The organism is Microbulbifer epialgicus, from assembly GCF_041447265.1.
GTDB lineage: Bacteria > Pseudomonadota > Gammaproteobacteria > Pseudomonadales > Cellvibrionaceae > Microbulbifer > Microbulbifer epialgicus.
Map to the genome: position 1 here is coordinate 38,670 of NZ_JBGMEK010000001.1, position 14,628 is coordinate 53,297.

Here is a 14,628-nt window from a genome sequence, read left to right on the forward strand (position 1 = left end):
AATACAGATTAATCCCTCAGGAAATAAAACTCAGCTGAAAAGATGACATCTAACATGAATGATACAGTCAACGTTTCACAAATTGATATTGTCTCCGCTATTTTGAATAAAATACATGAAGCCTGCCCGAATCAATTATTGTCCCCTTGTCAGGTAAATACTATTCACAACGCAGCTACTATGGTACTTGAAGTACTACACACACGGGAAGTACGAGCTGCTCCAGGAATCGGTTTAGAGGCTTGGTTAAGAACAGAAGATGTTGGGGCTAGTAGCAAGTTCATGGCTTCAATTTTGGCACAGGAACACGGCATTAAAGCTATGCCAACTCACCCCATTGATCCAAGTGACTTTGCTCGGTGCAGAAAATTGTTGTCTGCAGTTCCAGAGTTGGAGGATAGGCTCGAGCTAATGGCAGACCAATCTGAAGTATGGAAGAGGTTGGTTGAGCGCTGGAGTGAGATTTGTGAATTGATGGATGAAGAGGCCCCAAATTGGACTTCTGGTGAAGGACGCTGTCCTAAAACATTCTCCCTTATGAAAGAGCTCGGCTGTTAGTAGTGTCTATAGATTTCCTGAAAACCCAGGCTCTAATCTAGATGGAGTACGGAACGTGAGAAATAAGTATCGCTACGGTTTATTTTTTTCCCAATACCAGATGATCCATCAGTTGCTTTACTAGAGGAAGCTGAAAGTAAGGCACGTGAGATGTCAAACAATAATAACGGTGCGGCCGTTGCTATTTGGGATGAAGATGATAACACATTGATACTTTATGCTGGTTATGAAGTATTTGAGCCTGCATGTTAGTGAAAATTGATTAAATGCTTAGCTATGAAATAATCATGTTCATAGCTTTCAGAAAATATACCGGCTACAAATTATTGGAGACTGTAACTATGCTGGAAGAACATCCGGAAGTGAAACGATGGGTGTTGACCCAAGGAACATCTAAGCCCCTTACTGTAGGTACGAAAGTTAGGTTGCCCGATGATCATGACTTCAAGAGTGATTGGCCTGATACTTATCTCATAGTTGGATTAATAGCAGAGGGTGAAGGTAATTTAAATATTAGTATCTCAGATTCATTTGATAATGCATCGACTGATGGCTGGCAAGTGGATGACTTTATAGCTGTGTAAAGATGCAAAACCAGGGTTAGCACTTTTTATGAGAATTATTTGAACTTAGAATTATTTTCATTAGGTGGGTAGTGACTATTTCTTTTGTTCTTGAAATGTACTGATGTTGGGGTACGTTAATTCATCAATTGAAAATAGTGAAACTGGTTAAAGGAGTTTCTGGTAATGAAATTAGCCAATGATCTGAGAGCCTTGGTTTGTGAAATTAAGGAGCAGGAACAACTAGCAGAGCTCCATAATAAAGACATGTGTACGGGACTTAAGTTCGCGCGTGTCATGGTGGAAACTCTTTTAGAACAGCATGGATATGACCGGCCTGTAGATGTACGATCAGAATCAAAGAGCAATGGTTTGGTTCTAGAAGGACCACCGTAACATTGTAAGAGTTATTTCTCTCTGCTGCTTTGAACCCCAAGGTCTGGAAATTTTTTGAAAAGCCTTTTTACATTCTCCTTGGAATCAGCGTGTATATCTCTATCACGCACTGGTATTTCAGGCCAATTATCGCCATCCAGCTCTTTTTTGAGCCTTTCAATGTCTTCGGGATTGCTGACCACAAACTGTTTGTCAAACGATGAAGTAGGCATATCGACCTCATTCAATAATGATTTAACTGATTATATATATCATGCAGGAGATACAAAATGGGTAATTATGTAATTGTGAAGAATGATAAGGGGCAAAAGATAGGATCAATGAATTTATCACTGGACTGCTTTGCAATTGTCAATCAGATTACCGTGAAATACACGGGGTCCTATCTTCCCTTGGATGGAGATATTAATACAGCACTAAAAGCCGTTTATTCTCATTGTGAGAAGCATGAAGAAATAATGTTACTTTTATTTATCAATGAAAAATCAACTTTTGATAGGAATGACATGCCTCATTTTGAAAAGGCGCTATCTTCCTGGGAGTATAGTAATCAAAACCCAAAAAAGTTCTTGTCTTTTATTCTTGGCCTTTTGAGAGATCATGAGAGCGTTTCAACAGAATATTCCGGTGTGAGCACATCTACGATTAGTGTAACAAGTTAATTTTTATAGGTGATTTGATAGCCTGTGCCTGGAGAAGGCACTGGCTATCCAGGATAGAAGGTATTAATTAGCTGTTTACTTTAAAATAATTGACTCTGCAGCCCATACTTTAATAAAGAACGAGAGCCAAGATTTTCTTCTATATGTCTGGTTATTGATTGCATCAATGCATGATGTAATCTGTAATCTATACTTTGTCCCAATGTTTCAATAGCCTGTTCTTTTGCCATCCAGCTTACATTGAAGCTTTCAGGGATACTCATCAATCGTTGCATTAGTCTCTGACTCGGCTTATAAATGCGACCTTCGTGCTCTATATAAACTCCATCCGATATCCCTCTATCCTGGCTTTTTAAAAAGGTTGGAGTAAATAAAGAATCAATAGTGACGAAAGGTGGCATATTACGAGATTTAGTTTCCCTGGCTTTTATAAATTTTCTGTCTGTGACATCGTTACACTCGGACAAATGCTCCAGTATTTCAGTCTTTAGAACACTGGAGACCTTACCAGTCGGTTCAGGTGGAATGTAATTCGGATAGATTGAACCCACCATATAGTAACGTTCTCGATTTTGAGTGGCCCCATAGTCAGTTGAATTTAGAGTCATCTCACTGACGTTATATCCGAGACGACGCAGGGTAGTCGTCATAATTTTCCCTGCACCAGAACCTCTAAAGCTTTTAACGTTTTCAACAGCTACCACTGCGGGATCAATAATTTCCACTTGCTTTAGCATTGGATAGACCATGTCATACATGGTGGATAAATCATCAAAGGATTGTTGTTTTGCTTTGGGGGATTTGGTAGGGGAATGGTCATCACAGCCGAGTGAAAAATGACAAAGGCTAATCGGTGGTGCATCAGAAAGAATTTTTGAAAGTCTATCAAGTTCTATATTATAGATATCTTCATTTAGCAGAACTTTAGGTGACCCATTTACCAGTGTATTTAGCGCATGTACTTCTGTTAGATTTCTTCTTTGTGAGATGTCCCTAGCCTCTATAGGCCTGTGCTCTAAAACAATCTCGGCTTTCCATCCCATAGACTCCATACAATGGATATCCACTCCACCGGTTAAGCCCACAAAGGCATTAAAAGGTGAAGTTTTCTTTAGTTTGGAGTGTATTGCATGGACCCGATTGGCCATCGGTGTGAACTTGATAGCTTCCTTCCTCATCTCAACATGAAACCGTTCAGTGTAGGATGGGAAAGTTTCCCCTATTAATTTCTGACTGCCGAACTCAATTACTGACTCTAAGGGATTGTTGGATCTGGCACGCTTATAGCCCCTACTGTAAACCTGATATTTTCCGTCTGGGTCATGAACCACCTTAAAACCCTTTAAGCCTGGTCCCGCTTCAACAACAGATAGACGGTCGCCAGGTGTGTACCCCATAACCTGCAGAAAATTTGTTGATAGCCTTGCCTTCCTTTTACCACTGACGACATTAAAGGCTAGGTTTTTGGTAATAAGATCAGGTGTACTCGTATGCATGCTTTAACCCAGGGATACTAATTATGGTATCCAGTGTAACCTTGAAGAGTGTTTTTGCAACAGATATTTTAGGCGTGTATAGTTATATATAGGGGTTTTGGTTACCAAATATGGTATTTATATGAGTAAAGGGCTATCTGGTAGAAGAGCTCTATCAGAGCATGAGAAAGAAGCTAAGGCTGCGTTTAACAGGCAGGCATCTGACTGGATAAGGAGCGAAATTCTTCGATCAGGTCTTTCTAGAGATGAGGTGGCACGACGCCTGTCAGAAAAGCGAGAAAGAGATATCTCCGTAAAACATTTCAATAAAATGCTTAGCAATGGGACAAATGATCAGGGTTTCATATTCGAAATTGCCAGCATAATAGGTATAACAATTATTGGAGTACCTACCAGGTAATATACCCAAGGAAGGAGTGACAATGAAGAAAAAGGGTAGGGTAGTTCGCGTACGTCCTGCAGGTCATGATCACCAAGTGGTTAGCGTTGAAGGTGTGTCTGGCAAATATATGAAAAAACCTTGTGGTGATTGTCCTTGGAAAAAAGATAGTGTTGGGATATTCCCTTCAGAAGCATTTAGGCTTTCAGCCCCTACTTCATATGATATGGCTAAAGAAGAATTTTCGTGCCATTGTGCAGGGGTCGATAGTCCGAAAACATGTGCAGGATTTCTTCTGAAAGGGGCGGATCATAATTTATCTGTGCGCCTTGCTCGTATGCGAGGCGAAATTAAGGATGACATTCAAGATGGTGGGGTGGACCTCTTTGATAGTTACCGTGAGATGGCCATTGCTAATGGTGTTGACCCTGATGATGAATGCCTAAAGGAATCACGAGAGGATTAATAAAAGCAAACTATTAGTCATAGTGGAATGTATGGATGCCAGGAAGGTTATCAAATGAGTAATTCTAACCACGGATACACAACAGGCCATAATGGTCACCAGTATGAAATTCTATTTGATTCTCTAAGGCGACGCTTGTGGATCAATGCTGATGATGGTTCTGCTGTTGCCAGATTCAATACAGCTACAGGTGTTGATATTCACAATACAGCCAGTGACCAAATGGCTGGTGCCCCTGAGTGCTTATGGTGCACTCATGGAAAACCTGATTACAAAACATGGCAGGAATTTATCAAGTTCGTGAGACATCAGTTTGGCATAAAGTTGTTTGTAGACGATATAGATGTAAGCTTACTACTCAAGTAATTAGTTGGGTGAAGAGGCTTGAATAGGCGGAAAATGCACGGCCACTATTGATGGACCAATATTCTTGATGAATTTTGGAGATTGAGAGTATATTCCTTGATTTCCCCCTAAAACTAAGATTACTAGCTTCGTTAGTCTGGTGGCGCTAATAGCTAGAATCGACAGTACTTATGTATATAAACTTAAAATTGTAAAAGGCTATATTTAGCGATCCTATCTATCTTCACTTTTAGGAAGATAATAATTGAAGGCCCATCTCCCTCTTGTTAAATACTCTATTCCGTAATCAAAATCCGAAAGGGATAAAGAAATGCGTACTTGGCTAAAAGCGAGTGGTTGGAAGCGGACTCAATCTTCATCGGTAACAGTAGAAAAGCTCGATGCACTGGGAGAGTCAATCGAACTTCTCTCATCTTACTGTACCAACCCAAAACTAGAAGACCTGCAGGTACTTATAGCAATAGGTGCTGAGTGTACAGATAAGCGTGAAGTACTGGTTGAGACGATTATTAGTAAGCTGCCAGGCATTGACAAAAAACAAGTTGCCAGCAGTTTGAAAGAACTTCAGGGTGCTAAAATGTCTTCTAGCAATTCACCCTTGATTGATATCAAAAAATCCTCCGACGCCTCCGGTGAGAAGATAAGCTTGACCTCATTTGGAATGCAGATCCTTAACAGAGTGCTACAAAGACTTTCTCCGCCTAGATCAACGGATGCGGTGAAGCCTGCAATTGGAGGAGGTGAAAATGAATTTACACCTGTTATTGAGGGGATAGGGATTAACGGAGAAAATATTCATATTCCAAGCTCTTTTACCATTATCACGGGCGCTTCTTCAACAGGGAAAGTCGACCTATTGATGACTAGTTTAGCTCGACAAGCGATCGAACAGGGTGCTTTCACTTATTGGTTGACTGAAACATCAGAACCGAGAGTCTCTTGGGCTTTGTATGGTATAGCTGACAGGACATGTAGAAGCCATGCTTTTTATGTTAATGGCAACTACTCATATATGGATGAAGCATTAGAGGAAGTGTTTATTCAAGATGGTATATGCATAGATATAATAGATAAGTCAAAGGGGGCTTCAATAAAGAGCCGGCTGGCCGATCTCGTGGAAATGACAAAAAAACTAGAGCATCTTGAGCGTAGCTGCCTAGTTGTAATTGATGCTGATGATGCTATAGGGCAGCTTGATAGGGAAGATTTAGTAAATATAGAGATATTACAAAAGGCAAGATTCAACATCATAATATCTAATGAGTGGAGCGATCCAAGTTCTTACCAAATTTTACGCGAGGAATTTGGGTTTAATCATCTACTAATGCCCACTGCTGCAGAAAAGTTATCGGCTCTAGTGGGTGATTTGGTTGAACAAGATGATGTTTATGAGATAGGAAAGTATCCAGGTAGAGCATTGTTGCTTTCTGGTTCGCCTAGTTCAGGTATAGATTCATCTCCCACAATGCTAGAACTAAAGGTTGAATCCCCTACAATGCCTGAAAAAATGCGCCTATCTAATAAAAAAATGGAAACTCCGCTAAAAGTCGTAAATTGCTAGATAAACATGGTTTTTAAGACGGCATGAGTTGCAAGGCCTGTTGTTATGGCCTTGCATGGCTCAAGGAAGAGAACTTAGAAAGTGAAAAGGCTTATCAAGATATACGAACTTACTAAATGGCTTTTAAAATCTGAAGGCCAACAATTAAAAGAAAAACTTCAACTTAGGCCTCTAAAGCCCTTTATACACCCCCATAGAACACAACTACCAACTGTAGATTATGAAACTCGATGCTTTTTAGAGCAGTTCCGGAATTTCGAGTTAGATGGCTACCTCCCCGGGCTTTCCAAAGAAAATTGGACATTGACACAAACCGCTTTAAACAAACTTATTTCATCAAGGTCATATAGAACCGAATTCCCTATGGCTTTTTTACATGGCTGTATGGCTAGCAAAAGCAATATGAGCACCAACCCAGATCGAGCGTCACAGAACTCTATGGCCGCTATGGGGCGCTTGGTAAACGACTTACGGGATTTAGAAGGCAAGAATGGTGAAGATGTTATTAAGGCCTGTATGGCTTGGAGAGAGCTCAGGTTAAGCCAGGGGATCCGGTTAGTTACAGATAATTGGCATAAACGATTCTACTGGGCAAATTCTGGTGGCTCCCACCACATGGCAGTATTGTGCCATGAGCTCCTAGAGCAAAATAGGAGTTGGGATCCAGAAGTAGAAATATGTGAATACTCATTGAACCTTGGGTGCTTAGACAAGCTCACCAACCATGTTTCCATCATCGTTGTGATGCGAGATGAAGAGCTGTTTGGGGGTGACCAAATATTTCAGAGATTACCTAAAACGCTCTCACATGAAGATATAAGGGTCGGCTTGGGGGTGTCTGTACCGATGCCTAGTCATTATCGATCTCCATTTAGGGATTACCAGATGGTCCTAGTGGATCATAGCCAGCGCCACTCAGATCTTGCTTGGGCACACCTCAAAGATGCTGTAGATAATGGGGTGGCCTTACATTTCAAAGACTTTTTAACGGCTTGGGTCTCACCAAAGGCAAGCCAACTCAGCATGCCGGAACACACGCCTGTAAGCCCATCATAGACCTAAGCAAAAAACACAATATATTGTGTTTCACAAAAATATAACCCCGCATTTTCGGGTACGTGACCACTATATGTTGTGTTTATACCAGATAGGGTAAGGACGATAGTCCAGCGCGAGGCATATATGTTGCGTTTTCAACACAATTTGTTTGTTTCTTACTCATCTACTCATTAATCTCTGAATGTTCAAAACTAAAGAGAGGGGATTTGGTGTATGAGTAAAGATAAAACAGATAATAGCCGTACAAAGACACATACTCCTGGATTTATCGTTTCTCAGGAAGAGCATGAAGAGCTCAGCCAGGAAGATAGAGAACGATTTAAGCATATTATAAAAGAACCATCCTTGACCCCACCTGAGCACTTTAGTACCCCAGAGGAACAAAGTAATGAATAAGGGGCTTACAGAGGGGGAAGCAAAATCTATTATTATGAACTTTGCAGGCCTACTAAACTTTAAGACTCCTTTAGATTACCGAGTCAGAGCTAGTTGGAAAGAGCTTTACGGGATTGATGGAACGGGTGGCGGTGGCTACCACTCCGCCAAAGCTCCGGGAGAGCGAGGAATTATAGCAATTGCTGCCGGGAACCATAAAAGTGCTACGGCATTAAAGAAAACCTTGCAGCATGAAGTTTTAGGTCACTTCCTAATCAATACTTATTCACCCACAGAAAAACGACAGGTACTTGAGAATATTATTCTCTCGCAAGAATCCCCCTCTCTCATGGGTAGTTGGAATAGGGTTAGAGCGCTATATCCAGAAATGTCCATTTCAATGCAAGCTGAAGAGGTATATGCCCGAGTCTCTGAGCATTTAAATCTCTCAAAAAAACCAATTTTTCATGAAGATCCTTGTCTCAAGAAAGAATGTCAGCCTTTAACTCTAAATGATTTAGAGAATAGTATTTTAAATCGTATATGTGATTTGAAAGAGGGTTTATTAGAGCAAAAGACATTCCCGGATAATGATGTTCACAAAGGAGTATTTATCAGCTCGAGCCTAGAAAAAAAACTGGAAAGGTGGAGGAGTGATCATGGGGTTGTCAACGACGATCCATCTCCCCCAGGTACTGGGCCGAGAATCTAAATTATTTAGCTCATGTAATCTTTAGCACCTTGTTATATTAAAAAGGAATCCATCATGCTCAAATCTAAAAGTGTATCTGCTACTCAATTAATGTCTGCTTTAAACGAGGCAAATCAGGAAATAGGGGAGCTTAGAAGTGATCTTAAAAAGAAGGATGCAAAAATTAAAACATTGGAAGTTGATGTTTCCTCAAAAAAAATGAGAATAAAAGAGCTTGAAGCTAAATTAGATTGTCAAAGTAAGGTTGTGGAAGATACACTTGGATTAAATCTTGCCAGGATGGAGCCAAAAGGGAATAACTCATATTTTACAGATAAAAGCTTGTCGCTTATCAAGTTCATATTTAAAAACTTAATATGCGAGACTATTTCTAATCTATCTGCCGATAAATTAGCAGAAGATAAAATATACAAGGTGTATATGAATAAAATGCCTGGTTACATCGATTCAACGCCATATGAAGAGCAGCCGAAGGAAGTAATGAATCAGATACAGTTTTTAGTAGCGGGCGTAAAAGCATTTATAAGATCATGAGTTGAGTTTTCGCTTATTACCTTTAGTTGTTCTTTCCAGGTGGATGGAGGTACAATTATATGCAAGTTTAGAATGACGAAGAAAAATTAGAAGTGATTGGGTGGGTTATAATAATTTTACCTTTCTGCAATCATTTATAATCTATAGGTTTTAGTGTGAGCGCACTAGGAAAATGCAAGGATCTTGGAGTATGAGCAAAAAACAAACTATTTCTTCCCTGGAACTTCTCTCAGAATTAAATAATGCAAAGCAGAAAGTAGCTTACTTGATACGCGAGAGAAAGGATCTGGAGGAGGCCATTAAAAAAATTGAGAGCAACCTTTTCAAAGTGATTGAACTAGCTTTCAAGGATGATAGCGAGGAAAGAATAAAAAGTCTGAAAAATAAATTTAGAGTATCAGAGAAAAAATTCCAGGTCGATGAAGAATATCTCAGTAGCGAAAACAATAAGACACTACTATATAGTCTCGACGGAAAAAGTTCAGTTTGTGGCCTAAAGGGTGAAAAGGTTCTTGAGACTGGAGAATCAGATACTATTTCAGTGACTGAGCTTATGTCAGCCTTGGATACGGCTAACCAAAAAATAGGTGAACTGACAAGTGAACTTGAAAACACCAAGATATGCAGCGAACAGAGAAAACATAGAATTGATGATCTAGAATCTCAACTGTCTAAGGCAAAAAAACCTCAACTAAGACGGGTTTTATAAGCACTAGAGCAGTGTAAAACCTCTAACAATTAACCCTTCTGATTGATGTCATTCTTTTTTCCTTTTCCTTGTGAATTGACGGGTCCCCCAGCTATTGTACGTTAAGGGTAACTAATAGGGGGGACTCGATAATGTCAACACGCTCGCTAATTGTTGTTAAAACTCACCTAAATTCATTTAGAAGTATTTGTGTTCATAGCCTGGGTTACCCAGAGTACCAGGGTGAAATTCTTGTAAAGTATTTCAATAACCATGAAAAAGCTTTAGATCTTGTAAATCTGGGAGATCTATCTTACGTGGGAGAAGGTTCTAAGACTAAGGTTCTGTCCAATGGTAACGCATTTCATGAAAGCAGCTCATTAGAAGGAGCAATCTTGGCCCATCCCTATGGCAAGCAAGAATATAATTACTATTTTGACGGTCAGCAATGGCATATAGAAGATCCTCATCGAGGATCTGATTCACCTAACAGTTTTGAGCAGCTTAATGAAGCTTTAACTCCATGTGAGGAGGGTGTTAGCTACCAGGAATATAAGATAAGTAAAAATAGCAAATTTCTAGCTAAGAAAGTAATTCTAAAATTTGGCGTTTATACAAATAATAAAGTAAACAAGCAATCAGAGTGGTCAGGCAGATACCGTGCAAATCTGAGGTTAGTTGGCTCGATTAAGGATTCATGTTTTCGAGATTATTAGTAGGGGATGTCACAACATGGTACCAGGTGAAAAAAACAGAATTCCGAAGCCAATTGACCAAGGAAAGCACTGTGAAAGTGGCATCTATTATCTTTGGGATAATTATAAAAAGTTCAACCGGTTAATAAGATCTGGAGATGAACCTCTTTTAACTGTTGAATCTGATCGATATGTATGCGGTCTTCCATTGCCTAGCTTTCAAAGAACTTTTTGTTGGAGCGAGGCGCAGCAAGTAGCTTTCATTGAGAGTGCATGGTTGGGCCTGCATCTTGGAACGTTCACGCATCACCATATAGATTGGGAGATTGATGGTACTCCAAAACCATTCTCTGGGTGGGTAATTGATGGGCAGCAACGCCTTACCTCAGTTCAAAATTATTTGGAGGATAAGTTTAAAATTTTTAATCTGTATTTCTCGGAACTGAACAAGATCGAAAGATCTCGCTTCATGAGAATAAAATTTGCTCATTATGAAGCTAAGCTCTCAAATGAATTGCAAATCAGAAACCTGTATAATCGGCTGGCTTTTGGCGGTACTGCACATAAAGCACATGAAAAAGCATAATACTTTGCTGTTAAAATGTGGCTACTGTTGCCAGTAGCCATGGTGAGCAAGTCCAGTTTATTTCCTATCTAGGCAGGAAATAATGTAATCCATCAATTTAGATTTTTACCCGCACACCCGCCGTGTATTTAATGCCCGAATAATATCATTAAGCCCCTTGTTGGCCCCACCTGGCATTTTTGTAGTCTCCAGGGACCTTAGTAGGGTGGTTGCTTTTGATAATTTAACGTATGAGTTATAGGTTTTGTCTTCAATGGCTAAGAGTAGAGATAGAATTTTATCAGCATCGCTATCTCCGAATTCAAGGCCTCTGTATTTATTACCGGCTTCTTTTACGATTGCTCTGATATCTGAAATAGAAACATAGTAAACGGGTTGCCTACTTTTATCACCATCATCAGGAGTAAGACTATTTTGGGTGGTTGGCCTCCCATGGTATCCACAGACAAGACAATGAGGTTCATTGTTATCAATTGCACCGATAATTTTATGCTCGCAAATTGCCGACATTAAGCTTGAGCCAGTTTTAGGTAGCAATTGCCGAATTCTTCGGCGCTCCCGCTTAATCTCCTGAATACTGCCTTTTGGTTCGCTACTTGGAGGAATAATAATATCTGTCCAAGATTGATTATCAGAGGGAGTTTTACTGGGTAAGGTGTCAAGTAAGGATTTATTAAAGTTCTCCTCTAAAACCTTAATTACTTGGTTCCAGGGCAGATCGATGCCATTTTCGGCAGCTAGTCGCTGCTGAGCAACAGCTAACTGAATATTTTCGGCCTTGGCCAATTTTTTAGCGTCTTTTTTAACATTAATTAAAGTGCGGCCGGATGGGAATTTTAGATATTCCTGAGTCATGCAATCACCCATTGAGTATGTATAGCGATGGCTGCCGACTAACCACACGCCTATAACAATGTGTGATTAAAATTAAATGGAACTGCGACCTGAAGTAGTCTTTGCCTACACTTAGCGTAGTCGGCTAGCGGGCTTTGCAGTGAGCCCATGCATAAGATTGTATAGCAACTCTGACAGTTTCTACAGCCGAAAAATAAAAAAGTCTACTTTCTCTCTAGATGCGTTATTTCTCCATCTTCTGAAAATTTAACAGTTTTAAGCTCATAGAACTCAGATAGTAGATCCAGCATTTGAATTAAGGCCACATCTTTAGCCGTTGTGCCCACAGAGCCACGGACTTTACGGCTAACGTTCTCTCTAGTCTGCTTTGTGTCCTTTAATGACATCCATTTGGCCACATGGCCCTGGCTTAAGCCAAGTTTTTTAATAGTTCCATCAAATAACTTACGGCGCTGTTCAGCGGTTGACATAGATATACCTTCTCGATATACGAAACCTTGCCGTGAAACAATAATTCTTCACTCAATGGTAAGTCGCCCCGGTAAGGTCTACTTGACGAAGACCTCCGAGGCTCTATTACTACTTAAGCAGCTTTCTGAAAACCTAATTTCAGAATGTTAGACGGCTCTAATTTAAAGTTTGTTTTAAAACAATCAGCTGCCTCTGCAACGGAAATATCCATCTCCTCTGCAGCCTCTTGGGCTGTCTTTAACCAACCCTTGAGCCTGCCAAATTCTACATTCAAACGACACATGAAAGCCTGATTAAATTTGATGTGAAGATTACCGTTCATAAAGGCTTTTACATTCATTAAGATCATGTCTTTTTGGGTATGGTGATCACGGTAATAAAATTCACAGGATTTGTTAGCTTCCCACGTAAAATCCATAGGTCGTGTATTGTCAGTCGTATCAAATCCAAGATTGTTTGCAACTATGAGAATATCCACCAAAAACCAATACGCCCGCTCGGAAAGACCGTTGTATTTAGACTTTTCCCAATTCCACTCAGAAATAAATAGACCGCCTTCATGCTGAAGAATAGCACGAGTTTCGAGTGAAAAACGGCACAGGTTATAGGGTTTTCGAACGTAGCGCCAGTCCTCGTCGCGGAAGATCTGTTGATTAGACTTGTAAAGAGTAACATTGGCGCGCTCCACCATTCGTTCAACGATGGATACAAGTTGATCATCGTAATAATAGTTCGCGTTCTTAATCACCCAGATAACAACGGCATAGACGTTAGATACATTGAAATCAACATCAGTGTGTGATGTAAGCGTATTGAGCAATTTTTCACGTGTCGATTTAGTGAGCTTGCTGGTTATCGTGTTTAAATTGTTAAAAAGTTCTAGCCAATACTTATTTTTCAACCCTGAAATTTTTGTGCGCAATCCTTCTTTCACAGACCTTAAACTCACAGCCAACTCTGTTAATAGCACCGGATCAAGAGTTTCTAATGATTTATAATTGTTAACCAGCAAATCCATATCATGCTCGTAAAGACTGACTAGAGCAGTGACTACATCTGATCCAACAATTAGTGCTTGATCCAAACGTTCCTTCCAAGGGCTTATATCAATATTTTCGTTATAACTTTTATCCTCCGATGTCTTGATGTCAAAATTCGCATCGAACCACAACTCAAAGGGGTCGGTATCAGCAGAACAATCACGCCTATTGGAACCGCGTGATGCCAACTGGACCTTGACGATTGCCACTTTGGCGCGGGCTTGTCGTTCAGCATTAAGAAAGTCGAAACTGCCGATCACTTTTGCTTCTGCGTTACGCAACATCAAAGCGTTCTCTATATTTCTATCTGACTCCCAGCGCTCTGGTATTACAAAATAGGCATAACCCGCTTTGGTCTCTCGAATGATTTTTGCTGTCCACACCGAATATTCACTGTAGGGAGGATTGCAAAATACGATATCAACAGATTTGTCTATCAGTATTTGTTGCTGAAATTCAGCACCAATCACGAAGATAGAATGATCCATAGCGGCAACCAAAGGTTCCGCTTTTTCGATGGCATACCGCTTGCCATCAGTGAGATACATTAGGCTTCGCCCGTCACCGGCACCACAATCCAAAACTGATGGGTTGGATTCGATAGCATAATTATTGGTCATTTCATCAATATCACGCTTTACTGCATTAAGGATTTCTTCTGTGGTTGGATACCATTCAAAATCTTGATCTTGGGCCTTAATTTGAGATACCAGTGATGAAACGGATGGTGAGGTTTCGGTGGAGGGTAGTTTCTGCATTGTTTTTCCTCGCTAAGTTTTATATCGATAGCTGGTGGTACCAACACCAACTAAAATCACTATACCCGCATAATGCGGGTATAGCAACGCTTTTACTTGCAAAAGAAAGGCTTCTGATAGTTTGAATATGTAAAACGACTACGGGTTTACCCTCGCCTGACTTGGCCTAACCACTGAGACCGCTAATCGCCAGGCTAATCTGACGAGGAGGAGGGTACTTATGCTGAGGTCTTCCAGTTGACACAGAAACACCATACTTTGACAATGGAGCCCTTACCTCATAGCAATTCCTCGCTAAGTGGTAAGTAGCCCCGATGGGTACCACCTGCTTGCAGGCCATCGGGGCATCTTATTAGCCTGCCTTTAAACATTGGCATTCTGAGCACTCATTGGATAAAGCCATCCCTG

Annotated in this window: 20 protein-coding genes; 15 read left to right on the top strand and 5 right to left on the bottom strand. The window is 40.4% G+C overall.

All coding sequences use genetic code 11. The features are described 5' to 3' along the window. Nucleotides 1–54: 54 nt before the first annotated feature. The 3 genes from ACCI49_RS00225 (at nt 55) to ACCI49_RS00235 (ending at nt 1,517) form a co-directional block, all read left to right on the top strand. Nucleotides 55–558: a hypothetical protein gene (locus ACCI49_RS00225; RefSeq protein WP_371836948.1), complete on the top strand. Its 504-nt coding sequence runs from the start codon at nt 55–57 to the stop codon at nt 556–558. Nucleotides 559–899: 341 nt separating this feature from the next. Further along, a complete protein-coding gene (locus tag ACCI49_RS00230) occupies nt 900–1,142 on the top strand; it encodes a hypothetical protein (protein ID WP_371836949.1) in 243 nt (80 codons plus the stop codon). A gap of 165 nt (nt 1,143–1,307) precedes the next feature. After that, complete coding sequence (locus ACCI49_RS00235; RefSeq protein ID WP_371836950.1) at nt 1,308–1,517, top strand: hypothetical protein; 210 nt, start codon at nt 1,308–1,310, stop codon at nt 1,515–1,517. Between the two features lie 11 nt (nt 1,518–1,528). Here the strand turns inward: ACCI49_RS00235 and ACCI49_RS00240 are convergent, their stop codons facing one another. Next, on the bottom strand, nt 1,529–1,729 hold the full coding sequence (locus ACCI49_RS00240) for a hypothetical protein (RefSeq protein ID WP_371836951.1): 201 nt from the start codon (nt 1,727–1,729) through the stop codon (nt 1,529–1,531). 57 nt (nt 1,730–1,786) lie between these two features. Between ACCI49_RS00240 and ACCI49_RS00245 the strand changes: the two genes are divergently transcribed. Further along, nucleotides 1,787–2,179: a hypothetical protein gene (locus tag ACCI49_RS00245; protein WP_371836952.1), complete on the top strand. Its 393-nt coding sequence runs from the start codon at nt 1,787–1,789 to the stop codon at nt 2,177–2,179. Nucleotides 2,180–2,259: 80 nt separating this feature from the next. Here ACCI49_RS00245 and ACCI49_RS00250 read toward each other — a convergent pair whose 3' ends face one another. Continuing rightward, on the bottom strand, nt 2,260–3,675 hold the full coding sequence (locus tag ACCI49_RS00250; RefSeq protein ID WP_371836953.1) for a DNA cytosine methyltransferase: 1,416 nt from the start codon (nt 3,673–3,675) through the stop codon (nt 2,260–2,262). A 121-nt stretch (nt 3,676–3,796) separates the two neighbouring features. On the opposite strand from ACCI49_RS00250, the gene ACCI49_RS00255 reads away from it, so the two are divergent. The 11 genes from ACCI49_RS00255 to ACCI49_RS00305 all read left to right on the top strand — a co-directional run bounded on the left by ACCI49_RS00255 (nt 3,797) and on the right by ACCI49_RS00305 (nt 11,096). Beyond that, nucleotides 3,797–4,075 carry a hypothetical protein gene (locus ACCI49_RS00255; RefSeq protein WP_371836954.1) on the top strand — a complete coding sequence of 93 codons (279 nt, stop codon included), beginning with the start codon at nt 3,797–3,799 and terminating at the stop codon, nt 4,073–4,075. A 22-nt stretch (nt 4,076–4,097) separates the two neighbouring features. Next, the gene (locus tag ACCI49_RS00260) at nt 4,098–4,520 is read left to right on the top strand and encodes a DUF6283 family protein (protein ID WP_371836955.1); all 423 of its coding nucleotides are present in this window, start codon (nt 4,098–4,100) and stop codon (nt 4,518–4,520) included. A 54-nt stretch (nt 4,521–4,574) separates the two neighbouring features. Continuing rightward, entirely contained in the window at nt 4,575–4,886 is a 312-nt protein-coding gene (locus ACCI49_RS00265; protein WP_371836956.1) for a hypothetical protein, read from the top strand. Between the two features lie 310 nt (nt 4,887–5,196). Then, complete coding sequence (locus ACCI49_RS00270; RefSeq protein ID WP_371836957.1) at nt 5,197–6,447, top strand: hypothetical protein; 1,251 nt, start codon at nt 5,197–5,199, stop codon at nt 6,445–6,447. A gap of 81 nt (nt 6,448–6,528) precedes the next feature. Beyond that, nucleotides 6,529–7,503: a DUF6685 family protein gene (locus ACCI49_RS00275; protein ID WP_371836958.1), complete on the top strand. Its 975-nt coding sequence runs from the start codon at nt 6,529–6,531 to the stop codon at nt 7,501–7,503. 216 nt (nt 7,504–7,719) lie between these two features. Continuing rightward, on the top strand, nt 7,720–7,902 hold the full coding sequence (locus tag ACCI49_RS00280) for a hypothetical protein (protein ID WP_371836959.1): 183 nt from the start codon (nt 7,720–7,722) through the stop codon (nt 7,900–7,902). Then, nucleotides 7,895–8,593 carry a hypothetical protein gene (locus tag ACCI49_RS00285; RefSeq protein ID WP_371836960.1) on the top strand — a complete coding sequence of 233 codons (699 nt, stop codon included), beginning with the start codon at nt 7,895–7,897 and terminating at the stop codon, nt 8,591–8,593. The genes ACCI49_RS00280 and ACCI49_RS00285 overlap by 8 nt, the downstream gene beginning before the upstream one ends. A gap of 54 nt (nt 8,594–8,647) precedes the next feature. Beyond that, entirely contained in the window at nt 8,648–9,127 is a 480-nt protein-coding gene (locus ACCI49_RS00290) for a hypothetical protein (protein ID WP_371836961.1), read from the top strand. Between the two features lie 190 nt (nt 9,128–9,317). After that, nucleotides 9,318–9,836, top strand: a complete 519-nt coding sequence (locus tag ACCI49_RS00295; protein ID WP_371836962.1) for a hypothetical protein — start codon at nt 9,318–9,320, stop codon at nt 9,834–9,836. Nucleotides 9,837–9,967: 131 nt separating this feature from the next. Continuing rightward, the gene (locus ACCI49_RS00300; protein WP_371836963.1) at nt 9,968–10,531 is read left to right on the top strand and encodes a hypothetical protein; all 564 of its coding nucleotides are present in this window, start codon (nt 9,968–9,970) and stop codon (nt 10,529–10,531) included. 16 nt (nt 10,532–10,547) lie between these two features. Next, nucleotides 10,548–11,096, top strand: coding sequence for a DUF262 domain-containing protein (locus tag ACCI49_RS00305; protein ID WP_371836964.1), 549 nt, complete (start codon nt 10,548–10,550; stop codon nt 11,094–11,096). Between the two features lie 105 nt (nt 11,097–11,201). Here the strand turns inward: ACCI49_RS00305 and ACCI49_RS00310 are convergent, their stop codons facing one another. The 3 genes from ACCI49_RS00310 to ACCI49_RS00320 form a co-directional block, all read right to left on the bottom strand. Beyond that, a complete protein-coding gene (locus tag ACCI49_RS00310; protein WP_371836965.1) occupies nt 11,202–11,951 on the bottom strand; it encodes a hypothetical protein in 750 nt (249 codons plus the stop codon). 203 nt (nt 11,952–12,154) lie between these two features. After that, a complete protein-coding gene (locus ACCI49_RS00315; protein ID WP_371836966.1) occupies nt 12,155–12,421 on the bottom strand; it encodes a hypothetical protein in 267 nt (88 codons plus the stop codon). Between the two features lie 113 nt (nt 12,422–12,534). Then, nucleotides 12,535–14,220 (bottom strand): DUF4942 domain-containing protein, encoded by a 1,686-nt coding sequence (locus ACCI49_RS00320; RefSeq protein ID WP_371836967.1) that lies wholly within the window; start codon nt 14,218–14,220, stop codon nt 12,535–12,537. Nucleotides 14,221–14,628: the final 408 nt, after the last annotated feature.

Coding starts and splice junctions, on each gene's coding strand:
- ACCI49_RS00280 (WP_371836959.1), top strand. CDS start 7,720: ATGAGTAAAGATAAAACAGATAATAGCCGTACAAAGACACATACTCCT.
- ACCI49_RS00285 (WP_371836960.1), top strand. CDS start 7,895: ATGAATAAGGGGCTTACAGAGGGGGAAGCAAAATCTATTATTATGAAC.
- ACCI49_RS00255 (WP_371836954.1), top strand. CDS start 3,797: ATGAGTAAAGGGCTATCTGGTAGAAGAGCTCTATCAGAGCATGAGAAA.
- ACCI49_RS00235 (WP_371836950.1), top strand. CDS start 1,308: ATGAAATTAGCCAATGATCTGAGAGCCTTGGTTTGTGAAATTAAGGAG.
- ACCI49_RS00225 (WP_371836948.1), top strand. CDS start 55: ATGAATGATACAGTCAACGTTTCACAAATTGATATTGTCTCCGCTATT.
- ACCI49_RS00290 (WP_371836961.1), top strand. CDS start 8,648: ATGCTCAAATCTAAAAGTGTATCTGCTACTCAATTAATGTCTGCTTTA.
- ACCI49_RS00260 (WP_371836955.1), top strand. CDS start 4,098: ATGAAGAAAAAGGGTAGGGTAGTTCGCGTACGTCCTGCAGGTCATGAT.
- ACCI49_RS00295 (WP_371836962.1), top strand. CDS start 9,318: ATGAGCAAAAAACAAACTATTTCTTCCCTGGAACTTCTCTCAGAATTA.
- ACCI49_RS00245 (WP_371836952.1), top strand. CDS start 1,787: ATGGGTAATTATGTAATTGTGAAGAATGATAAGGGGCAAAAGATAGGA.
- ACCI49_RS00270 (WP_371836957.1), top strand. CDS start 5,197: ATGCGTACTTGGCTAAAAGCGAGTGGTTGGAAGCGGACTCAATCTTCA.
- ACCI49_RS00300 (WP_371836963.1), top strand. CDS start 9,968: ATGTCAACACGCTCGCTAATTGTTGTTAAAACTCACCTAAATTCATTT.
- ACCI49_RS00305 (WP_371836964.1), top strand. CDS start 10,548: ATGGTACCAGGTGAAAAAAACAGAATTCCGAAGCCAATTGACCAAGGA.
- ACCI49_RS00320 (WP_371836967.1), bottom strand. CDS start 14,220: ATGCAGAAACTACCCTCCACCGAAACCTCACCATCCGTTTCATCACTG.
- ACCI49_RS00315 (WP_371836966.1), bottom strand. CDS start 12,421: ATGTCAACCGCTGAACAGCGCCGTAAGTTATTTGATGGAACTATTAAA.
- ACCI49_RS00265 (WP_371836956.1), top strand. CDS start 4,575: ATGAGTAATTCTAACCACGGATACACAACAGGCCATAATGGTCACCAG.
- ACCI49_RS00310 (WP_371836965.1), bottom strand. CDS start 11,951: ATGACTCAGGAATATCTAAAATTCCCATCCGGCCGCACTTTAATTAAT.
- ACCI49_RS00240 (WP_371836951.1), bottom strand. CDS start 1,729: ATGCCTACTTCATCGTTTGACAAACAGTTTGTGGTCAGCAATCCCGAA.
- ACCI49_RS00250 (WP_371836953.1), bottom strand. CDS start 3,675: ATGCATACGAGTACACCTGATCTTATTACCAAAAACCTAGCCTTTAAT.
- ACCI49_RS00230 (WP_371836949.1), top strand. CDS start 900: ATGCTGGAAGAACATCCGGAAGTGAAACGATGGGTGTTGACCCAAGGA.